The sequence below is a fragment of the uncultured Tyzzerella sp. genome (assembly GCF_963558545.1).
In the GTDB taxonomy this organism is placed as follows: Bacteria; Bacillota; Clostridia; order Lachnospirales; family CAG-274; genus Tyzzerella.
In genome coordinates this window covers 1-20,449 of the sequence record NZ_CAUWHO010000009.1, presented here as the reverse complement: position 1 = coordinate 20,449, position 20,449 = coordinate 1, and the positions used below count along the sequence as shown (strand labels likewise).

At 26.2% G+C, this 20,449-nt stretch carries 18 protein-coding genes; 16 read left to right on the top strand and 2 right to left on the bottom strand.

Annotation, left to right across the window (positions count from 1 at the left end):
- The first annotated feature begins 4 nt into the window (after window positions 1-4).
- Both ftsW and ispD read left to right on the top strand, forming a co-directional pair.
- Complete coding sequence (gene ftsW, locus R5Z65_RS02135; protein WP_317366780.1) at window positions 5-1,204, top strand: putative lipid II flippase FtsW; 1,200 nt, start codon at window positions 5-7, stop codon at window positions 1,202-1,204.
- 9 nt (window positions 1,205-1,213) lie between these two features.
- Window positions 1,214-1,882 (top strand): 2-C-methyl-D-erythritol 4-phosphate cytidylyltransferase, encoded by a 669-nt coding sequence (ispD, locus tag R5Z65_RS02130; RefSeq protein WP_317366778.1) that lies wholly within the window; start codon window positions 1,214-1,216, stop codon window positions 1,880-1,882.
- A gap of 75 nt (window positions 1,883-1,957) precedes the next feature.
- Here ispD and R5Z65_RS02125 read toward each other — a convergent pair whose 3' ends face one another.
- Window positions 1,958-4,492 (bottom strand): EAL domain-containing protein, encoded by a 2,535-nt coding sequence (locus tag R5Z65_RS02125; RefSeq protein ID WP_317366776.1) that lies wholly within the window; start codon window positions 4,490-4,492, stop codon window positions 1,958-1,960.
- A gap of 302 nt (window positions 4,493-4,794) precedes the next feature.
- Here R5Z65_RS02125 and R5Z65_RS02120 point away from each other — a divergent pair, with 302 nt between their 5' ends.
- The 4 genes from R5Z65_RS02120 to R5Z65_RS02105 all read left to right on the top strand — a co-directional run bounded on the left by R5Z65_RS02120 (window position 4,795) and on the right by R5Z65_RS02105 (window position 8,440).
- Window positions 4,795-6,531, top strand: coding sequence for a phospho-sugar mutase (locus R5Z65_RS02120; RefSeq protein ID WP_317366773.1), 1,737 nt, complete (start codon window positions 4,795-4,797; stop codon window positions 6,529-6,531).
- A gap of 129 nt (window positions 6,532-6,660) precedes the next feature.
- The gene (locus R5Z65_RS02115; RefSeq protein ID WP_317366771.1) at window positions 6,661-6,873 is read left to right on the top strand and encodes a hypothetical protein; all 213 of its coding nucleotides are present in this window, start codon (window positions 6,661-6,663) and stop codon (window positions 6,871-6,873) included.
- Window positions 6,874-6,892: 19 nt separating this feature from the next.
- Window positions 6,893-7,195, top strand: coding sequence for a 4-vinyl reductase (locus R5Z65_RS10180; protein WP_317366837.1), 303 nt, complete (start codon window positions 6,893-6,895; stop codon window positions 7,193-7,195).
- Between the two features lie 27 nt (window positions 7,196-7,222).
- Complete coding sequence (locus R5Z65_RS02105) at window positions 7,223-8,440, top strand: diguanylate cyclase (protein ID WP_317366770.1); 1,218 nt, start codon at window positions 7,223-7,225, stop codon at window positions 8,438-8,440.
- Between the two features lie 91 nt (window positions 8,441-8,531).
- On the opposite strand, the gene R5Z65_RS02100 is transcribed toward R5Z65_RS02105, so the two are convergent.
- The gene (locus R5Z65_RS02100) at window positions 8,532-9,497 is read right to left on the bottom strand and encodes a cation transporter (RefSeq protein ID WP_317366768.1); all 966 of its coding nucleotides are present in this window, start codon (window positions 9,495-9,497) and stop codon (window positions 8,532-8,534) included.
- Window positions 9,498-9,652: 155 nt separating this feature from the next.
- Here R5Z65_RS02100 and R5Z65_RS02095 point away from each other — a divergent pair, with 155 nt between their 5' ends.
- The 10 genes from R5Z65_RS02095 to R5Z65_RS02050 all read left to right on the top strand — a co-directional run bounded on the left by R5Z65_RS02095 (window position 9,653) and on the right by R5Z65_RS02050 (window position 19,988).
- Window positions 9,653-11,182, top strand: a complete 1,530-nt coding sequence (locus R5Z65_RS02095) for a YifB family Mg chelatase-like AAA ATPase (RefSeq protein ID WP_317366766.1) — start codon at window positions 9,653-9,655, stop codon at window positions 11,180-11,182.
- Window positions 11,183-11,193: 11 nt separating this feature from the next.
- Complete coding sequence (gene dprA / locus R5Z65_RS02090) at window positions 11,194-12,309, top strand: DNA-processing protein DprA (protein WP_317366765.1); 1,116 nt, start codon at window positions 11,194-11,196, stop codon at window positions 12,307-12,309.
- A gap of 25 nt (window positions 12,310-12,334) precedes the next feature.
- Window positions 12,335-14,434 carry a type I DNA topoisomerase gene (topA, locus tag R5Z65_RS02085; protein WP_317366764.1) on the top strand — a complete coding sequence of 700 codons (2,100 nt, stop codon included), beginning with the start codon at window positions 12,335-12,337 and terminating at the stop codon, window positions 14,432-14,434.
- Window positions 14,435-14,458: 24 nt separating this feature from the next.
- Window positions 14,459-15,229: a GTP-sensing pleiotropic transcriptional regulator CodY gene (locus tag R5Z65_RS02080; RefSeq protein WP_317366763.1), complete on the top strand. Its 771-nt coding sequence runs from the start codon at window positions 14,459-14,461 to the stop codon at window positions 15,227-15,229.
- A 41-nt stretch (window positions 15,230-15,270) separates the two neighbouring features.
- Window positions 15,271-15,969 carry a JAB domain-containing protein gene (locus R5Z65_RS02075; RefSeq protein ID WP_317366762.1) on the top strand — a complete coding sequence of 233 codons (699 nt, stop codon included), beginning with the start codon at window positions 15,271-15,273 and terminating at the stop codon, window positions 15,967-15,969.
- A 78-nt stretch (window positions 15,970-16,047) separates the two neighbouring features.
- Window positions 16,048-16,254 carry a PspC domain-containing protein gene (locus tag R5Z65_RS02070; RefSeq protein WP_317366760.1) on the top strand — a complete coding sequence of 69 codons (207 nt, stop codon included), beginning with the start codon at window positions 16,048-16,050 and terminating at the stop codon, window positions 16,252-16,254.
- 12 nt (window positions 16,255-16,266) lie between these two features.
- On the top strand, window positions 16,267-16,452 hold the full coding sequence (locus R5Z65_RS02065; protein ID WP_317366759.1) for a PspC domain-containing protein: 186 nt from the start codon (window positions 16,267-16,269) through the stop codon (window positions 16,450-16,452).
- Between the two features lie 497 nt (window positions 16,453-16,949).
- The gene (locus R5Z65_RS02060; RefSeq protein WP_317366757.1) at window positions 16,950-17,777 is read left to right on the top strand and encodes a polysaccharide deacetylase family protein; all 828 of its coding nucleotides are present in this window, start codon (window positions 16,950-16,952) and stop codon (window positions 17,775-17,777) included.
- Window positions 17,778-18,080: 303 nt separating this feature from the next.
- Window positions 18,081-19,409 (top strand): MATE family efflux transporter, encoded by a 1,329-nt coding sequence (locus tag R5Z65_RS02055; protein WP_317366755.1) that lies wholly within the window; start codon window positions 18,081-18,083, stop codon window positions 19,407-19,409.
- Between the two features lie 102 nt (window positions 19,410-19,511).
- Entirely contained in the window at window positions 19,512-19,988 is a 477-nt protein-coding gene (locus R5Z65_RS02050; protein ID WP_317366753.1) for a hypothetical protein, read from the top strand.
- The last annotated feature ends 461 nt before the right edge of the window (window positions 19,989-20,449 follow it).

Genomic DNA, 20,449 nt, shown 5'->3' with positions numbered 1-20,449 from the left:
TATATTGGCCACATCTAGGAGAAGTTCACATCTTAGGGAAAGCGAAAGACAACGTATAAATAAACGTAACAATATAAGAAGTTTTGAGATAGAGCAAATAGAAGAAGTAATTATACATAAAGGTAAAATAGACCCTATAATTTTGCTAAGCCTTATTATTTTAGTTTCATTTGGTGTAATAATGGTTTTTAGTGCTAGTTATTATGTAGGTAAAACAGATTTTAATGATATTTTACATTTTTTTAAAAGACAAGGACTTTTTGCTATTATAGGATTTATTTTAGTAGCTATAATAATACATTTTGACTGGAGATTTTATAAAAATTCATCTAAAATGGTATTTATAGTATCTATTATATTTTTAGTTTTAGTTTTATTTATTGGTAAAGAAGTAAAAGGTGCTAAAAGATGGATAGGAATAGGTCCTATACAGTTTCAACCATCAGAGGTAGCAAAAGTTGGGCTTATATTATATTTATCAAAATATGTATCAGATAATAAAAATATATTAAATACTTGGGAAGGCTTTTTAAAATGCTGTTTTATAATAGCTATACCAACAGGCTTAGTTTTGATAGAAAATACTAGTACAGCTATAATAATGGCAGTTATAGGTATGTCTATTATATTTGTAGCATCTCCTACAATAAAATATTTTGTACCTATGGTTCTATTTGGTGTACTTGGTATAGCTGGTATTATTATATTTGGAGATACGTTTAGAATGGCTAGGGTGCAGGCTTGGCTAAACCCTTTTGCTGAAGGGGTAATAAATGACAAAGGATACCAAACAGTACAATCTTTATATGCAATAGCATCTGGAGGTTTTTTTGGGCTTGGTATAGGACAAAGTAGGCAAAAGCTTGGCTTTATACCAGAGGCACAAAATGATATTATATTTTCTATTATATGCGAGGAGCTTGGACTTGCTGGTGCTATAATATTTATATTATTATTTGCAATGATAATATGGAGAGGGTATATAGTAGCTATACATTCTCCTAAATCTTATATGAGTTATGTATGTGTAGGTATAACAACTATGATAGCTGTGCAAGTTATTATAAATATAGCCGTTGTTACTAATACTATGCCTAACACAGGTATACCTCTTCCTTTTGTAAGCTACGGTGGTACATCTTTATTAATAATGATGGCTTGTACAGGGTTAATATTAAACTTTTCTAGATACTTTAAAGATTAAGGAGTTATTATGTCTAAAAATATAGTAGTAATTGTTTGTTCTGGAGTAGGTAAAAGAATGAACAGTGATATGCCTAAGCAGTTTATAAACATAAATAATAAGCCTATTGTTTGCTACACAATAGATAAATTTGAAAATTGTAGTAGTATAGATGAAATTATAATAGTTACTAATAAGGAATATATAAATTATTTTAGGGACGATATAATAGGTATTTACAAATATAAAAAAATAGTTGCTGTTATAGAAGGAGGCAAAGAGAGGTTAAATTCTGTATATAATGGTATAAACTATATAAAAGATAAGGATAGTATAGTAGCTATACACGATGGTGTAAGGCCTTTTATAACAGAAGATGAAATAACAAATATAATAGAAAAAACTAAAATTTATAATGCTTGTGTTTTAGGGGTTAGAGCAAAAGATACTATTAAAATATGTAAGGACGGTTTTATAGAAGATACGCCTAATAGAGATAATGTATGGCTTGCCAGTACGCCACAAGTATTTAAATATAGTATAATAAAAGAAGCCTATGATTATGCTATTAATAGTGGTATATTTGTAACAGATGATGCAAGTGTTGTAGAAAGCTTTGGCGTAAAAGTTAAAATGGTTGAGGGAAGTTATAGCAACATAAAAATAACAACAAAAGAAGATTTAAAATTTTTTCAATAATAAATAAAAGCTAGTTGTATTTAAAAACTAGCTTTTATTTATTATTTTATATTTTTATAAAAATATTAATTTTATTTATTTTAAGTTATCTTTAATATTTTCATAAGGTTCTGGTTTTGAAAAATAATACCCTTGGGAAAACTGTATATCAAGGTGCTCTATAACTTTTTGTATACTCTCATTTTCAACAAACTCTGCAATTAGAGTAGCATTTAGTTGTTTCCCTAAGTATACAATAGTTTTTAATACTTTAAAGTTCATAATATCACTATCAATATTTTTTATTATAGCTCCGTCTACTTTAATAAAATCTGGTGCAATTTTTGATATTTCCATAAAATTAGAATAACCTGTACCAAAGTCATCAATAGCTATTTTTACATTATGTTCTCTAGCACGTTTTATAAATATTTTTAACATTTCCATACTTCTAAAATTTTCATCTTCTAAAATTTCAAAAGTAAAATTGCCTTTATTTTTTATGTTTTCTAGCTTTTTAAAAATAGCATTTTGAAAGCTTTTAGAATTTATATCATAAGCAGAGAAATTGATTGAAACATTAGTTTGTAGGTTATCAAAAATATCTAGTACTTGTTCTACCATCATTCTACTTAAAGTTGGGTAAAGGTTATATTTTTTTGCAATATCCATAAAATAATAAGGTGAATATATTTTGCCATTTTTATCTCTTATACGCATTAATGCTTCGTATTTATTTATAACTTTATTTTTGTTATCGTACATACCTTGAAAATAAGGTATAACCCAATTATTTTTTATAACTTCATTTAATAATTGTATAATTTCCATTTCATTATCAAATTGGATTTCTTTTTCGTTAGAAGAATTATATACTAAGAAATATGTTTGAAGGCTTTTACATTTTTGTAAAGTTTCTAGTCCACATTCTATTAAGTTTTTTTCATCAATAACAATAGCAAATCTAAAGATTATAAGTTCTTCTCTATTAGGAAGTTTTATAAATTGAAAATTTTTGTATATTTCGTTAATAAACTTATCAAATTTATCATCGTGCATAGTTTTTCCAACAGCTAAGAAGATAGTGTTGTCATTTAAGGCGTAAATACTATAGTTGTTGTTGTATGGAGAGTAGTTATCTATAAACTTTGATAGGGAATGTATAACATTTTTAATAATTTCAAAATATTCATCTTTGCCTAACCTAGACATAAGAAGGTCAGAATTTTCTAACTGTATCATACATATTTTATTAAAATTTTTAGTGTGCTTTTCATTTAAAAATTTAATACTATTATTTATACCTAAATTGGCATCTATATAAATACGTTGCTTAGAAAATTCTTGGTGTAATAATACATTCTCTAGAAGTTTTTTGTTTTGTTCGTATATAGTAGCACTTTGTTTTTTTAATACAATATTTAATAATTGTTCATTGTCATCTTTTATTTTATATAATTCATCAAATACAGAAAAGTCTATGTTTATATTTTTAGAGTTTTGTTCTGCTAATCCAATAAAACAACAAGAACCATTTAAAAATTCATTTTTACCATTTACATAAAAAATTTCTCCAAATAAAAATATACCACATATATTTTTACCAAATGGGCTTATTTCCCATTTTGCACAGTTACTTAAATATAATTTCCTAAACAGACAAGAATAGAAAAATAGACTTTCTATAGGCTGTTCTTTTATTGAGCTACATATTCTATACATTTCTTGCACACACTTCATAGGGTTAACATATCCTATTTTAAACTGTGTATTTTCGTTTAGCTTTGAAAAATAGCAAGACATATTTTGGCTTTTAGAATCGTATTTTATAAATCTACTAATATTATTAGAATTATGACCCTGTAAAATTAAAGGAAATCTAAGCAATGAATCATTTTCAGCAATTTCTTGCCAGTCTGTATAAGATTTTAAGTCTTCCATACCAAAATGGCTTTTACACCAATCTATAGCAGGAGTATTATTTATCTCTAATAGGTTGCTACCATCGCAAGAATTAAGGGTGTAAACTTGGCTAATAGGCTCGTGAGCAACGTTTACTTCTGCAAAAATATGTAATTCTTTTTTTATTATACTAGCAGTTACTATGCTTTGTTCTAACACACCTTCTTCTGTAAAGGCATAAGGTGGAATATTTTTTGGTAAAATCTCTCCTAAAACACCTCCAACCAACCTTGTAGTTTGGTTTATAGAATTAAAAGAATCTACAAATTTAGTTACATCACCATAGTAGTCACTACATAAAATATGCATAAGAGGAACATTAAACCCTTCTATTGCATCGTTAACTTCTTTTGCTACATGAGCAGGATGTTTATCTTTAAATGAGTGTCTATTTACAATTATAGTAGCATTATCAAATTGCTCGATAATTACTAAAGTTTCTGTATCAAATTGTTCTCCACTAAATACAACACCGCTACAGCTACCACCAATAATGCTTGAGTTTGGTATAGTTTCTTTTATATCGTTAATTATTGGCATTATTTCTTCAGGGGAGCAAATAGCAGTATATATTCTAATAAGACAATGTTTATTAAAATTAAAATTTTTATGTTTTAAAAAATCTTTAAAAAGGTATTTATCCTTATAAAGAATGCTTAAAGTTACCATTATATACCTCTTGTAATAAAATTAAAATTCTCTTAAAAACCATTATATATTAGTATAAAAGGAATGTCAATATATGTGATAATTTTTATTGCAAAAAAATACAAAAAAATACATAAAATATAATACAAAATGAACGAAAAAATATTAATAGATTATAAAAAGTATTAATAATGTATTAGTTTAAATGTATTATTATATTTTTATAATTTACATAATAATTATAAATTAAATCTTGTATATTTATTATATTAGATATATAATAATTTATATATAAATTTAGATTAATTTTATGGAGGTAAACTATGAATTATAAAGACATATATGAAAATTGGTTAAATGATGAGTATTTTGATAGTAAAACAAAAGAAGAGTTATTAAATATAAAAGGTAATGAAAAGGAAATAGAAGATAGATTTTACAAAGAGTTAGAATTTGGAACAGGTGGATTAAGAGGTATTATAGGTGCTGGTACTAACCGTGTAAATATATACACAATTAGTAAGGCTACACAAGGACTAGCAGACTATATATTAGACCAAAAAGAATATACTAAAGAAAAAGGTGTTGCTATTGGATATGATTCTAGATTTATGAGCCAAGATTTTGCAGAAATAACAGCACTTGTTTTAAATGGAAATGGTATAAAAACATACCTTTTTGACGAATTAAGACCAACGCCTATGGTTTCTTTTGCTATAAGAGAATTAGGTTGTATAGGAGGTGTAGTGATTACAGCTAGCCACAATCCACCAGAATACAATGGATATAAAATATATGGGGAAGATGGAGGGCAAGTACCTTATCCTAAAGATACAGAAATAATATCTTATGTGAACAATGTAAAAGATTTTAAAACTATAAAAAGATTAGATAAAGAACAAGCTATAAAAGAAGGGTTATTTAACATTATAGGTAAAGAAATAGACGATAAATACGATGAAAATGTATTAAATCAATTAGTAAATAAAGATGTAATAGAAAAATCTAGTGATTTAAAAATAGTTTATACACCTATACACGGAACAGGAAATAAGCCAGTAAGACGTATTTTAGAAAAAGCAGGCTTTAAAAATGTTAATGTAGTAAAAGAACAAGAACTTCCTGATTGTAAATTTAGCACAGTTTCTTATCCAAACCCAGAAGACCCTAATGCATTTAAATTGGCATTAAAATTGGCAGATGAAATTGGTGCAGATATTATAGTTGGTACAGACCCAGATGCAGACAGGGTAGGAACTGTTGTAAAAAATAATGAAGGCGAATATGTAGTATTATCTGGTAATATGATGGGAGTATTATTAACAGAATATATACTTAGCCAAAAACAACAAAAAGGCACATTATCTAGTAAAGGTGCAATAGTATCCACAGTTGTTTCTTCTAATATGACAGAAAAAATAGCTAAAAGCTATAATATGGACTATTTTAATGTATTAACAGGATTTAAATTTATTGGAGAAAAAATTAAACAATTTGAACAAACAGGCTCTAATGAATATATATTTGGATTTGAAGAAAGTTATGGTTGTTTAGCAGGAACATATGCTAGAGATAAAGATGCCGTAGTTGCTACTATGCTTATATGTGAACTGGCAGCATTTTATAAAAATAAAGGCATAACTTTATATGAAGGGTTACAAGAAGTATACAAAAAATATGGGTATTTTAAAGAAGATATAAAATCTATTACATTAAAAGGTATAGATGGGCTTAAAGATATGGATAAAATAATGACTTATTTAAGAACATCAGCTCCTACAAGTGTAAATGGTGCAGAAGTAGTAGAAACTAGGGATTATAAATTAGGAGAAATAAAAAATATAGTTGACAATACCTTATCAGGTACTAATTTACCAAAATCTAATGTATTATATTTTGCATTAAATGATAAATCTTGGTTTTGTGTTAGACCTTCTGGTACAGAACCAAAAATTAAAATATACTTTGGTGTAGAAGAAGAAGATAATAGTAAAGCAGATAATAAATTAAAAAGTTTAATGGAAAGTGTAATGGATATTATAGATAATATTTTACAATAATATTTATTAAATAAACTTATAATTTAATATACTATTAATAAATTATAGATTGATTTTTATGTAAAAATGTATTATTATATATATCAATACAATATATTTATTAATAATACTATGAGGTAGTGAAAAGGTATGTTTAATATTTTTGAGGAGTTTGATGAAAATAAGTTTTTATGGGATTCTATAGGAGATGTTATTGATGGGAGAAAAAATCTTGGCGAAGAAATGCCAGTGTTTATTTATAGACTATTCCAATTTACAATAAAAGATGAAATTGCAAAAAAATTTGGAAATGAAGCAACTGTTGAAGTATTTAGAAATGCAGGTAAACTAGCAGGATTTTAATTTGCAAACCATATGTTAGATTTATCCCTACCTTATTAATGAGTTTATAGCCCAATTTCAAAAAACATTAGAAGAGTGTAAAATTGGTATATTAAGAATTGAAAAATTTGATGAAGAAACAGGAGAAGCTACGCTAACTATTGGTGAGGATTTAGACTGCTCTGCATTACCAATAACAGGGGAAACTGTTTGTAATTATGATGAAGGGTTTTTAGCAGGTATTTTAAAAGAATATACTAAAAAAGACTATATAGTTACAGAAATTGATTGTTGGGCTATGGGGTCTCGTGTTTGTAGATTTGATGCAAAAGTTAGACCTTAATTATTGGTAGTATAAAAGGAGCAACTTATGGAAGAACAAGATATTTACCGTTTGTTTTTGCAAATAAAAAATATTATCTTAAATAAACCTATATCACAGGATTTAAAGACAAATACTAAAGAACTAGAAAATTTGCAACAAGCAATAGATTATCTTTCTAATTGTATAGTTGAGTCTAATCAATTTTTAACAAATTTGGCCGCTGGTAATTTAGATGCTCAAACACCCAGTAGGCATAACTTTCTATCTGGGAGCTTAAAAGAGTTACATTCTGGACTTAAGCATTTAACTTGGCAAGCTAATCAGGTTGCAAATGGAGATTATAAACAAAGAGTAGGATTTTTGGGAGAATTTTCAAGTGCATTTAATAAAATGATTGAGCAATTAGAGGAAAGAGAAAATAAACTTAGGTCTAGAACTACTGCCTTAATGCAGAGTATGGATTTGATGGTATCAATTATGGATAGCTTGCAAGAGTGGATAATTGTTACAGAAAAAAGCAGTGGAGATATTATTTATGTAAATCAAGCAGCAAGAGTGTTATTTGATGATATTGATAATGATATAAAAGAAAATACAAACAGAGATGGTATATTAGCTCAAATTATAAAGTACTCTAGTATTGGAGATGATAATGTTAATTTTGAGTTTGATTATGAATATAATAAAAAAATTTTTCATTGCAAGTCCTTTTTAATACAATGGAATGATACAATAGCATATGTACATTTTATTACAGATATAACATCAGAAGTTGGTAAAAAAGAACAGCTTGAAAATATGGCATTTAAAGATGAGCTGACAGGTCTATTTAATAGAAGGTATTGCTTAAAAATTTTGTATTCTATGTTAGCAAAAAAAGAGAGTTTTAGCATAGGTATGATAGATATGGATGGACTAAAGCCAGTTAATGATAATTTAGGACATCTGGAGGGTGACGAATACATAAAATTTATAGGAAGAGAAATAGTTACTTTAGCTAGAGATACAGATGTCATATGTCGTATAGGTGGAGATGAATTTATAGCTATACTACCAAAATGTAAAGATGGAATTTTAGAGAGTAAATTAAACCAATTAAATGAAATATTGGAAAATAGCGATAAAGAGTATGATATGTCTATTAGTTATGGAGTTGTTTATATAGATGAAGAAACAAAACTATCTGTTGAAGAAATATTAGAAAAGGCAGATGAAAAAATGTATAAATTTAAAAACCTTAGGAAAAAAGAAAGACAGTCATAGCTATTTTTAATTTATATTTTTTAAAAATAATAATTAGTATTAGTTTTCTATATAAAAAGTTAAGGTATGGGCTAGCCCATACCTTAACTTTTTATATAGAAAATAGTATGCTAGAAATATATGATATTATAATTAGTAAACCTAAAAACATAGAAGTTTTTTCACTTTTTTTAGTATATAGGGTAGATATAACTATAATTGTAGATATAATACCCCAAATTATAATATTAAATGATTGTTTATCTGGTGAAAATATATTTCCTTTTGAATAAAATATATCTCCAATAGATAATATTGTAAAATTAAATATATTACTTCCTATTACGTTACCAAAAGAGGCATTAAAATTTCCAAGTCTTACAAGATTAAAAGATGATGTAAGCTCTGGTAAAGATGTTGCTATACCTAAAAATATAGCACCTCCAATTGTTGTACCTAAGTTTAATTTTGTGTTAAGTTTATCTGTAACATTTGTTAATAATACACTAAATATAACTAATAATAATGAGCAAACAACAAATCTAAATATTATTTGTTTTACAGTTAAATTTACAATATTATCATCAATGGTATCTGTATTATCATCACTTGTATTATCATTAGATTTTGCTATATTTATTGCATATAGTATTAAAATAATAATCGATGCGTAGCTAACATTTAAAAATCCTAAATTTATACTATAATTAAATTTCATACCTAAAAGGCATATAAAAAATATAATAATTGTAAATATACTTGTTAGTAAATGGCTTTTAGATAAATAAGAATTTTTAAATCTTTTAGGGAATAACAAAATACAAGCACCTATTATAGTAAGGTTAAATATATTACTTCCAAAAACATTACCTTGCACAAGGTTAGGTTGGTTTAAAGAAAAAATAGCTGTTAGACTTGTTATAAATTCTGGTAAAGAGGTTACTGCCGCTAACAAAACACCACCAATAAATGCACCAGATAGATTTGTCTTTTTATCTAAAGCATCTACATATTTTGATAAGAATATGGATAAAAAAACTACAAATCCTGCTAATATTAGGTATTGTACATAAATCAATGTAAAATCCTCCTTTTTAATAAAAATCAATAAAAAGATTATATACTTTATTATAAAAATAATCAAGTAAAAATAAAAAACATTTGAAAAATTTTAAAAATACTGTTAATATATATAAAATAATACTATTAACATATGGAATTGGGAGGGGTAATATGTTTTCAAAAGTTCTATCGTCCACATTAATAGGGATAGATGGTTTTGAGATAGTTGTAGAGGTAGATATAAGTCAGGGGTTACCGTCTTTTGACATAGTTGGGCTACCAGATTCGGCTGTTAAAGAGTCTAAGGATAGAGTTAGAACAGCTATAAAAAACTCTAATATAAATATGCCAGTTAAAAAAATAACTATAAATTTGGCTCCAGCTAATATAAGAAAAGAGGGTCCTGCTTTTGATTTGCCAATAGCAGTAGGAATATTAGCTTGTATAGAGGTTATAAAAGATACATCATTTAAAGATACTATGATAATAGGAGAGTTATCTTTAGATGGGTCTGTAAAGCCTGTAAATGGTGTTTTACCTATGGTGCATACTGGAAAAGAACAGGGCATAAAAAAATATATAGTTCCATATGATAATATAGAAGAAGCAGGTTTAGTTGATAATGTAGAAATAGTAGGTGTAAAAAACTTATTAGAGCTTATACAACATTTAAATGGTATAAAAAAAATAGAGCCTGTAAATATTAATATTTACAATTTATTGAAAAATAATACACCTATTAATAATTTTGACTTTTTAGATGTAAAAGGGCAAGAAAATGTAAAAAGAGCTTTAGAAATAGCAGCAGCAGGTATGCATAATATTGTTATGGTAGGCCCACCAGGCTCTGGAAAAACTATGATGGCAAAAAGGATACCAAGCATATTGCCTGATATATCTTTTGAAGAAAGTATAGAGATAACTAAAATATATAGTATTTCTGGAATTTTACAAAATAAAAATTCACTTGTTACAAAAAGGCCTTTTAGAGCACCACATCATACTATATCAAAATCTGCTATGGTAGGTGGAGGTAGATTACCTAAGCCAGGAGAGGTTAGCTTATCTCATAATGGTGTATTATTTTTAGATGAATTTCCAGAATTTAACAGAAGTGTTTTAGAGGAATTAAGGCAACCTTTAGAAGATAGACAAGTTACTATATCAAGAGTAAATGGTACAATGACATTTCCAGCTAATTTAATGTTAGTGGCAGCTATGAACCCTTGTCCTTGTGGATTTTATGGATATTCTGATAAGTGTACTTGTTCTCAAAATGCTATATCTAAATATTTAGGTAAAATAAGTGGCCCTTTATTAGATAGAATAGACATACAGGTAGAAGCATCTGCTGTAAATTATGGAGATTTGGATATAAAGGCAACAGAATCTTCTAAAGATATAAAAGATAGAGTTATGTTGGCACAAAAAATACAGATAGAAAGATATAAAAATGATGGTATATATTTTAATTCTCAGTTAACAGCTAGCCTTATAGAAAAATATTGTATTTTAGGAGATGCCGAAAGAGAAATACTAAAAGGAGTTTTTGATAAGCTACAATTAAGTGCAAGAGCTTATCACAAAATATTAAAAATAGCTAGAACGATAGCAGATTTGGAGCAGAGCTTAAATATAGGTATAACACATATAGCAGAAGCAGTTCAGCTTAGAAACTTAGATAGAAAATTTATATTTTAATGAGGTTTATTATGCTAGAAGATAATTTTATAATGTGGCTTTCTAGAATAGATGGTATTAGTATAAAGAAAAAATGGGAAATTTTAAACCATTTTAAAACAGCAAAAGATTTTTTTTATGCAGATGTATCTGAAATTAGATTGTTTTGTAATAAAAATAGAATAGATATAAATAATATATTAGATGTTAAAAATGAAATTATATTAGAAAATTACATTAACCATATGAAAAAATATAATTTCAAATTTGTATCTCAAAATAATAAAGATTATCCCAATATTCTAAAGCAAATACCAGATGCACCACTTGGGTTTTATATGCTAGGAAATATGCCAGACGATTTAAATAACAAGGTTGGTGTTATTGGAGCAAGAAAATGTACACAATATGGTGCTATGAATGCCTACAAGTTTGGAAAAGAGCTTGGAGAAAATAATATTGTAGTAGTTAGTGGTATGGCTATGGGTATAGATTCTATGGCACATAAAGGGGCTATTGATGGTGGTGGAAAAACAATAGCAGTTTTAGGTTGTGGTTTAGACATAGTATACCCACCTTCAAATTTAGCTCTTAGAGAAGATATAATAAAAAATGGGTGTGTTATAAGCGAATTTCCTATTGGAACACCTCCTTATCCTGCTAATTTTCCAATGAGAAATAGAATAATAAGTGGTATGAGCGATGCTATATTAGTTGTAGAATCTGGTAAAAAAAGTGGAACTTTAATAACTGTTGGGCAAGCATTAGAGCAAGGAAGAGATATATTTGCTATACCAGGTAATATAAATAGCCCTATGAGTGAAGGGACTAATAATCTTATAAAAGAATGTGCTTTTCCCTTAACTAATATAGATGACATTTTGTCAAATTTAGGTATACTACATAAATACAATAAAAATGATAAAAATATTAATAATAACATAGAAAAATCTGAAAATATAAAAAATTTACTTGCACCAGACGAAAAAATAGTATATGCTTGTATACAAGAAGGTCCTGTTACCATAGATGAAATAATTGTAAAGGCTAAAATAAATATACAAACAGCACAGTATGTTTTAACTATGCTAGAGCTTAAAGGGTATATTAAAAAACTTGCAGGACAAAAATATATAAAGGCTTTATAACTAATTTTAGGAGGATTTATATTATATGGCGGTTAAAAAGAATTTAGTTATAGTAGAATCACCTGCCAAGGCTAAAACTTTAAAAAAATTTTTAGGCAGCAATTATAAAATAGAAGCAACAATGGGGCACGTTAGGGATTTACCTAAAAGCGAAATGGGTATAAATATAGAAGATGATTTTGAACCTAAATATATTACTATAAGAGGTAAAGGTGAAGTTTTAGCAAAGCTTAGAAAGGAAGTAAAAACTGCTAATAAAATATATTTAGCAACTGACCCTGATAGAGAGGGAGAGGCTATAAGCTGGCATCTTTTATATGCTTTAAAATTAAACGAAAATAGCGATAAAAACGTATATAGAATAACTTTTAATGAAATAACAAAAAATGCTGTACAAAAATCTATAAAAGAGGCTAGAGAAATAGATATGAACCTTGTTGATGCACAGCAAGCTAGACGTGCATTAGACAGAATAGTAGGTTATAAAATAAGCCCTTTATTATGGAAAAAAATAAAAAAAGGCCTTAGTGCTGGTAGGGTACAATCTGTTGCTCTTAGGCTAATTTGTGACAGAGATGACGAAATAGAAAACTTTATACCTGATGAATATTGGACAATAGATGTAGATTTAAAAGCTGAAAAAAATAAAGTATTAAAAACTAAATTTTATGGTAAAGATGATAAAAAAATGGAAGTATCATCTGAAGGGCAAGTTGATGAAATTTTAAAAGGTATAAAAGATAGCAAATTTGTAGTAAATGATGTTAAAAACGGTAAAAGACAAAAAAATCCTTTACCTCCTTTTACAACAAGTACACTGCAACAAGAAGCATCTAAAATATTTGGATATGCATCATCTAAAACAATGCTTATTGCACAACAACTTTATGAGGGTATAAGCATTAAAGGTGAGGGTACAGTTGGTCTTGTATCTTACATTCGTACAGATTCTGTTAGAATATCAGATGAGGCTTATTTGCAAGCAAAGGATTTTGTTATATCTAATTATGGTGAAGAATTTTTTGAAAAAGAAAGAAGAAAATATAAAGCTAAAGGTAAAACTCAAGATGCTCACGAAGCTATAAGGCCAACCTATACAGATAGAACTCCAGATAGTATAAAAGAATCTTTATCTGCAGAGCAATATAAAATATATAAGCTTATATGGGAACGCTTTTTGGCTAGCCAAATGACACCAGCTAGTTATATAACAAAAACAATAAAAATAAAGGCTAATGGATATGATTTTAGAGCAACTGGGTCTTTATTAGATTTTGAAGGTTATTTAAAAGTATATAAAAAAAATGAAGAAAAAGCAAAAGAAAATGAAGAAGATATTTTAATACCAGATATTAACAAAAATCAAGAATTAGAAATAAAGGAAATTAAACCTTTACAGCATTTTACACAACCTCCAGCTAGATATACAGAAGCTACACTTATAAAAACTTTAGAAGAAATAGGTGTAGGTAGGCCTAGTACTTATGCACCTACTATATCTACTATAACAGCTAGAAATTATGTTACTAAAGAACAAAAAGTTTTTTATAAAACGGAGCTTGGAGAAATAGTAAATGATATTATTAAAAATAATTTTGGAAATGTTATTAATGTAGATTTTACTGCTAAAATGGAAAACAAACTAGATGAAATAGAAGAAGGTCATATAGAATGGAAAGAAGTTTTAAGAGAATTTTATCCTCCATTTGAAAGTACAATAGAAGAGGCTTATGAAAAGATAGAGCATATAGAAATAGAAGATGAAAAAACAGATATATTATGTGAAAAATGCGGTGCTAATATGGTTATAAAATATGGTAAATTTGGCAAGTTTTTAGCTTGTCCTAACTTTCCAGAATGTAGTAACACTAAGCCTTTTTATGAAGAAGCTGGCGTAACCTGTGTAGAATGTGGTGGAAAAGTTCTTATTAAAAAGACTAAAAAGGGTAGAAAATTTTATGGGTGTGAAAATAACCCAGAATGTGAGTTTATGTCTTGGAACAAACCAACAGGAGAAAGATGCCCAAAATGTAATAGCTTTTTAATAGAAAAAGGAACTAAGAAAAAAATAATTTGTTGTAGTAATGATGACTGTGGATATTATTTAGAAAAAGAAGAAAAATAGTATAGAGAGGATATTAAATTAAATATGGATTTAAAAGAAATAATAAAATCTTTATATATTACAATGGGAGATATCTCTAAAGAAGATGATGTTTTAATGTTTTTTTCCAGTAAAATTTGTGAATATTTAAATAGCGATATACTTATATTAGATACTTACGGAAATGTACTTTACGAAATAAATAATAATTTTTCATCTTTTGCATTAAAAAATGAAATTTCTAATGAAAAAATTATAGAAACGCAAATATCAAAACAGCTAGAAAATATTGAAAAAATAAAAATTAATATAACTTTAGATAATCTATATACTACAAGGTTTGATAGAGATGCTTTAAAAAATATGTATGGGTTATTTTTACCCATATATATGTATAAAGAAAAATTGGCAAATATTATTATATATAGAAAAGATGATTGTTTTGATAGTGATATATCTACATTATGTGAATACATATCAAGTTTATTTGGACTTTTAATATGGAACTATAAAATTATAGAAACAAATGAAAAACAAACAAAACATCAAAATATAAGAACTTGTATATCAACCTTATCATATTCTGAGCTAGAAGCAGCATTAAGTATTTTTGAAGAGATAGAAAATGGAGAAGGCCTTGTTGTAGCTAGTAAAATTGCTGATAAGGCAGGCATAACAAGGTCTGTTATAGTTAATGCACTTAGAAAGTTTGAAAGTGCAAGAATTATAGAAACACGTTCTTTAGGTATGAAAGGTACTTATATAAAAGTATTGAATGAATATTTACTAAAAGAACTAGACAAATTTAAAAAATAAAGTATAATATTTTTACTAATATAAATTTAGGAGTTTAATTAATGAGTAAAAATTTACACGCAAATCATAGAAATAGAGTTAGAGCAAGATTTATAAAAGATGGTAACCTAGACAGTTTTGAAGAACATCAAGTTTTAGAGCTTTTATTATTTTACTCTATCCCAAGGAGAGATACTAACGAACTTGCTCATAAATTGTTAGATGAATATGGTAGTCTATATACTTTAATGAACGCAAGACCAGAAGAAATTGCTAAAAGATGTAAGGTATCTGAAACAACAGCTGTTTTAATATCTATGGTACTTCATCTTGCTAGAAAATTTTTAAGCAGTGGTCTTGACAATGATAGACCTTTAATAAATTCTTTTAATATTGCACATAGCTATTTTGAGGCAGCTTTAATAGGAAAGTCTTTTGAAAGTTTTTATATGATATGCCTAGACCTTAATAAAAGACTTAAAAAGATAGTACAAATAAGTGATGGAGTTACAAGCAACACACACATTTATATGGAAAAGGTAATGAGTGATGCTCTTTTACATAATGCTTCATTTGTTATAATAGGGCATAATCACCCAAATGGAAATAATAGGCCATCTAATGCTGATGTTGATGTTACTATAAAAATTAATAATGCTTTGTCACACGTTGGTATAAAAGTTTTAGACCATATAATAATTTGTGGTAAGGATAGCTTTAGTTTTGCTAAAAAAGGATTATGTAATTTAGGTTATGAATAAACAAAATTTATTTTACCTCGTATATATTATTATAGATGGCAGAAAAAGATAATATTAATGTATGGGAGGATAAATTTTATGAAAAGATTGTATAAAAGCAATGAAAAAGTAATAAGTGGTGTTTGTGGAGGCTTAGGAGTATATTTTGGCGTAGACCCAGTTTTAGTAAGAGTATTATTTATAGTGTTTTTTTTAACTGCTTTAGGTATATATCCTATTATAGCATATTTTATAATGTCGGCTATAATACCTACGGATAATAATATTATAGATGGTAGTAACTAAGGAGGGAGAATTATGAAAAAATTTACAAGAAGTCTTTATGATAGAAAAATTGCTGGAATATGTGGAGGTATTGGTAAATATTACAATATAGATTCCAATTTGGTTAGAATTTTATTTTTGATTTTATTTGCATATTTTGGAGTTTTATTATTTATGTATATAATATGTGTTTTTATTGTACCTAATGAAATAGTTTAATATGTTTATTCAACATTTTTTGGAAGTGAAAGCACTATATTATAATTATAGATACTTAGCATAAATATTTAATTTACCTAATAAAAATTTTATAGTATTTAAATTAAGATAACGGTAACATTAATTATAAATAAAGTAAAATACACAAAATTAATTTATAATAAATTAAAAATATACAGGAATATCTTAATTGTATTTAATGAATTTTTTCGGCATAAAAAATAAAACTTGAAACTTGTTTATTTTTTTATTTGAAAAAATAAGTCATACCTTAATTGATATAAATAAAAATAAGAATACAGAAATATATGTATTCTTATTTTGGTGTGTAATAAGATTTTATATATAGGACTAACAACGAAAAATAGAAATACAATTAATATTAAACTAGTGTATTTGTTACAGTTTAGTATATAATTTATATTTTAATAAATTTAGAATAAAGTTTATATGGGATTAATAATATTTATATATAAATATATATAAAGGAGAATATTATGAGAATAATTAAAAAAATATTAGAAGGGTTAAAAAATGCTAATTTAAAATACTTTGCTATATTAGCTATACTTTGCTTTTCTTTAGTTTTGACATTTAGACCTATTGTACAAAAAAATATGGAGACAGCTACTGTATCTGCACAACCACAACCTGCTAAAAAAAATTTGCCTATTTATTGTGTAGATACTGATGAAAAAAAGGTGGCTATAAGTTTTGATGCTGCTTGGGGTGCTGATGATACAGATGAGCTTTTAACTATACTTAAAAATAATAATGTTAAAGCTACATTTTTCTTGTGTGGTTATTGGATAGATAAATATCCAGAAGAAGTTAAAAAAATATATGAAGAAGGACACGAAATAGGAAACCATAGTAATACACACCCTCATGGCAGCAAAATAAGTCTAGAGCAGAACAAAAATGAAATAATGGAAGTACATAATAAAATAAAAAATTTATTAGGATATGATATGAATTTATATAGACCACCTTTTGGAGAATATAATGATACTGTATTAAAGGCTGCTAATGAAGTTGGCTATCATACAATACAATGGGATATTGATAGTTTAGATTGGAAAGAATATGGTGTTGAACACGAAGTAAACCAAGTTTTAAATCATAAACATTTAGGGAATGGTTCTATAATGTTATTTCATAATGATGCAAAATACACACCAGATTCTTTAGATACTATATTAAAAGGTTTAAAAGATAAGGGATATGATGTAGTGCCAATAGGAGAGTTAATACATAAAGAAAATTACTATATGGACCACGAGGGTAGACAATTTTCAAATAAAAAGGCAGAAGCTAATAATTAAAATAAAGGGCTTATTAAGGTTTAAATACTTTAGTAAGCCTTTTTAATTTAAGTATACTTTAGGAACTATTTATTGACACAGATAAATTTGTTTTATATAATAAAATTGTATTTATTATATAAAACAAATAATAATAAATACAAGAATATGTTTAGAAAATAAAATATGAAAAATTGATATTAATAAACAAAATTTATTGTAAAAATATATAAATAATAAATTTAATTAAATAAAACTATTGACTTTACAGTAACTGAAAGGATTACAATTTATTTGAATAAATTAAAAAAGGAGATTAGTTTTATGAATGAACAAGTATATAATAAGGATATTAATTTTAAAAATATTTTACTGTATGTAATACCAACGATGATAATGGTATTAATTCAAGCATCATATTCTATGATAGATGGAATATTTATATCAAATATAATAGGAGATGATGCACTTTCTGCTCTAACGTTGATTTCACCATTATTTAATTTTTTTATAGCTTTAGGGGCTATGTTTTCATCTGGTGGAAATGCTATTATTATGAAAAAAATGGGAGAGAAAAAAGAAAAAGAAGCAAGAGAAGATTTTTCAATGCTTATTTTGATAACAACTTTTATAGGTATAATTATTACAATATTTATGATGTTTTTTTATGATAATATAGTATATTTATTTGGGGCGAATGAAGTTGTAACAACGTATTCAAATCAGTATTTATTTGCATATAGTTTCTTCATTATACCACAGGTACTTTTTTCTAGTCTACAAATTTACACTTTAGCATCAGGAAAATCTAAATTAGCGATGTTTAGTGCTATATTTGGGGGTATATTTAATATAGTATTTGACTTTTTATTAATTAAAGTTTTTAATTTGGGTATGTTTGGAGCATCTATTTCAAGTGGATTAGGAATGCTAATACCTTGTTTAATACTCTTAAAAGGATTTATAGGTAAAAAACAATCTATTCACTTTATATTACCTAAATTTAGATTAAATACATTGACTAAAACAATAAGTAACGGTGTTTCTGAATTTGCAACAAATTTTGTAAGTGGTATAGTTATGCTATTATTTAATGCTAGAATGTTGCATTATGCAGGAGAAAATGGAATATCGGCAAGTACAATAACTTTTTATGTTTTTGGTTTTATGAGTGCATTATACACAGGGTATATGTTTGGGATTGCACCTATGTTAAGCTATTTTTACGGATCTAACGAAAAGGATAAACTAAAAAAACTTAAAAATATTAGTTTAGTATTTATAATTTTTGTATCTATACTTTCTACTATATGCTCAATAACATTTTCAAAACAATTAGTAAGTATATTTACTAGCGAAAGCTCAAAAGTATTTGAACTAGCTTATAATGGTAACAAACTATTTTCTATAGCTTTATTGTTTGTTGGAATAAATACATTTTCTAGTATGTTATTTACTAGTTTATCTAATGGTAAGATTTCTGCTATCATTTCATTTTGTAGAACATTTATATTTTTAATAGCAACTATTTTTATATTACCATTAATATTTAATATAAACGGGCTTTGGCTTTCTGTACCAGTTTCAGAAATATTAGCTTTAATAATGTCTATTTATTTTATAAAAAAATATAGTAAAAAATATGGGTATTAGTTTTTATAGTTAGGTTATTTATAGAAAATAATTATATAATCTTGGAAAATTAGATTAAAACAAATTACTACAAATCTGACCTTTAAGAAAGGGGAATTATATATGAAAATTTATAAAAAAATTTTTATCTTTATATGTATATTATTTTCTTTTTTATATGGATTATATGTATGGTATAATTCCAGCTATTTGATTAAAGAAACACCTATTCCAAATGATATTAAAGAAAAAATACTGGAGTTAAATGAAATTAACTTTAGCGAGCTAGTAGATGGTGAATGGGATACATTAATTATAATTCCACCATATAGTGATTCAAAATATATTAAAAAACATTTTAATATAAATATTAATAGATTGGAGAATAGTACAATAAAATATGGTGATGGACAGTCATTATTTATATTCTGTAAAAAAGATAAAATTGAAAGCTACTTCTATATTAGATATCCGCTTGCTGATATTGATTATACAAGCTTGAATAATGTATATAAAATCCCAAGAAATGAGGCTATATTTACATATGTTAAAGGAGAAACAATACCAAAACTAATTAAAATTGAAAAAAGTAGTAATTAATATTATATATTTTCTAGTATAAATTATAAGTAATTGATAAAGATTATGTAAATAAAATTTAGTTTAAGATAAAATATAGTTACAACATAAGAAGTTTTTAAGTGTTAAGTTTAAGTTTTTAAAGTAAAAAATAAGTTACTCTTTAAAATAGTGTATAGTAAATATAAGATATAATTTATAATGTAATTATATCTTATATTTGTTTTTTATATTATTTTTATATTTTTTAGTAGGCATATACTATATCATAAAATAAAAAATTAAAAAAAGTGTTGACATAAGAAAAATTATATGATATTATAAACAAGTCGCTAAGGAAAAGAGAAAAATTGGAAGCGGCAAAATTAATTATATTGAACATTGAAAACTAAATAATCAAAAAGTGAATTAAACAACCCGAAGATTTAAAAAGTGAACACACACTTGTATATAAAATACGAAAAAAGTAAAGTCAGAGTTAT

Coding starts and splice junctions, on each gene's coding strand:
- ispD (WP_317366778.1), top strand. CDS start 1,214: ATGTCTAAAAATATAGTAGTAATTGTTTGTTCTGGAGTAGGTAAAAGA.
- topA (WP_317366764.1), top strand. CDS start 12,335: ATGGCGGTTAAAAAGAATTTAGTTATAGTAGAATCACCTGCCAAGGCT.
- R5Z65_RS02060 (WP_317366757.1), top strand. CDS start 16,950: ATGAGAATAATTAAAAAAATATTAGAAGGGTTAAAAAATGCTAATTTA.
- R5Z65_RS02105 (WP_317366770.1), top strand. CDS start 7,223: ATGGAAGAACAAGATATTTACCGTTTGTTTTTGCAAATAAAAAATATT.
- R5Z65_RS02115 (WP_317366771.1), top strand. CDS start 6,661: ATGTTTAATATTTTTGAGGAGTTTGATGAAAATAAGTTTTTATGGGAT.
- R5Z65_RS02125 (WP_317366776.1), bottom strand. CDS start 4,492: ATGGTAACTTTAAGCATTCTTTATAAGGATAAATACCTTTTTAAAGAT.
- R5Z65_RS02055 (WP_317366755.1), top strand. CDS start 18,081: ATGAATGAACAAGTATATAATAAGGATATTAATTTTAAAAATATTTTA.
- R5Z65_RS02050 (WP_317366753.1), top strand. CDS start 19,512: ATGAAAATTTATAAAAAAATTTTTATCTTTATATGTATATTATTTTCT.
- R5Z65_RS02095 (WP_317366766.1), top strand. CDS start 9,653: ATGTTTTCAAAAGTTCTATCGTCCACATTAATAGGGATAGATGGTTTT.
- R5Z65_RS02120 (WP_317366773.1), top strand. CDS start 4,795: ATGAATTATAAAGACATATATGAAAATTGGTTAAATGATGAGTATTTT.
- R5Z65_RS02070 (WP_317366760.1), top strand. CDS start 16,048: ATGAAAAGATTGTATAAAAGCAATGAAAAAGTAATAAGTGGTGTTTGT.
- dprA (WP_317366765.1), top strand. CDS start 11,194: ATGCTAGAAGATAATTTTATAATGTGGCTTTCTAGAATAGATGGTATT.
- R5Z65_RS02080 (WP_317366763.1), top strand. CDS start 14,459: ATGGATTTAAAAGAAATAATAAAATCTTTATATATTACAATGGGAGAT.
- R5Z65_RS02075 (WP_317366762.1), top strand. CDS start 15,271: ATGAGTAAAAATTTACACGCAAATCATAGAAATAGAGTTAGAGCAAGA.
- R5Z65_RS02065 (WP_317366759.1), top strand. CDS start 16,267: ATGAAAAAATTTACAAGAAGTCTTTATGATAGAAAAATTGCTGGAATA.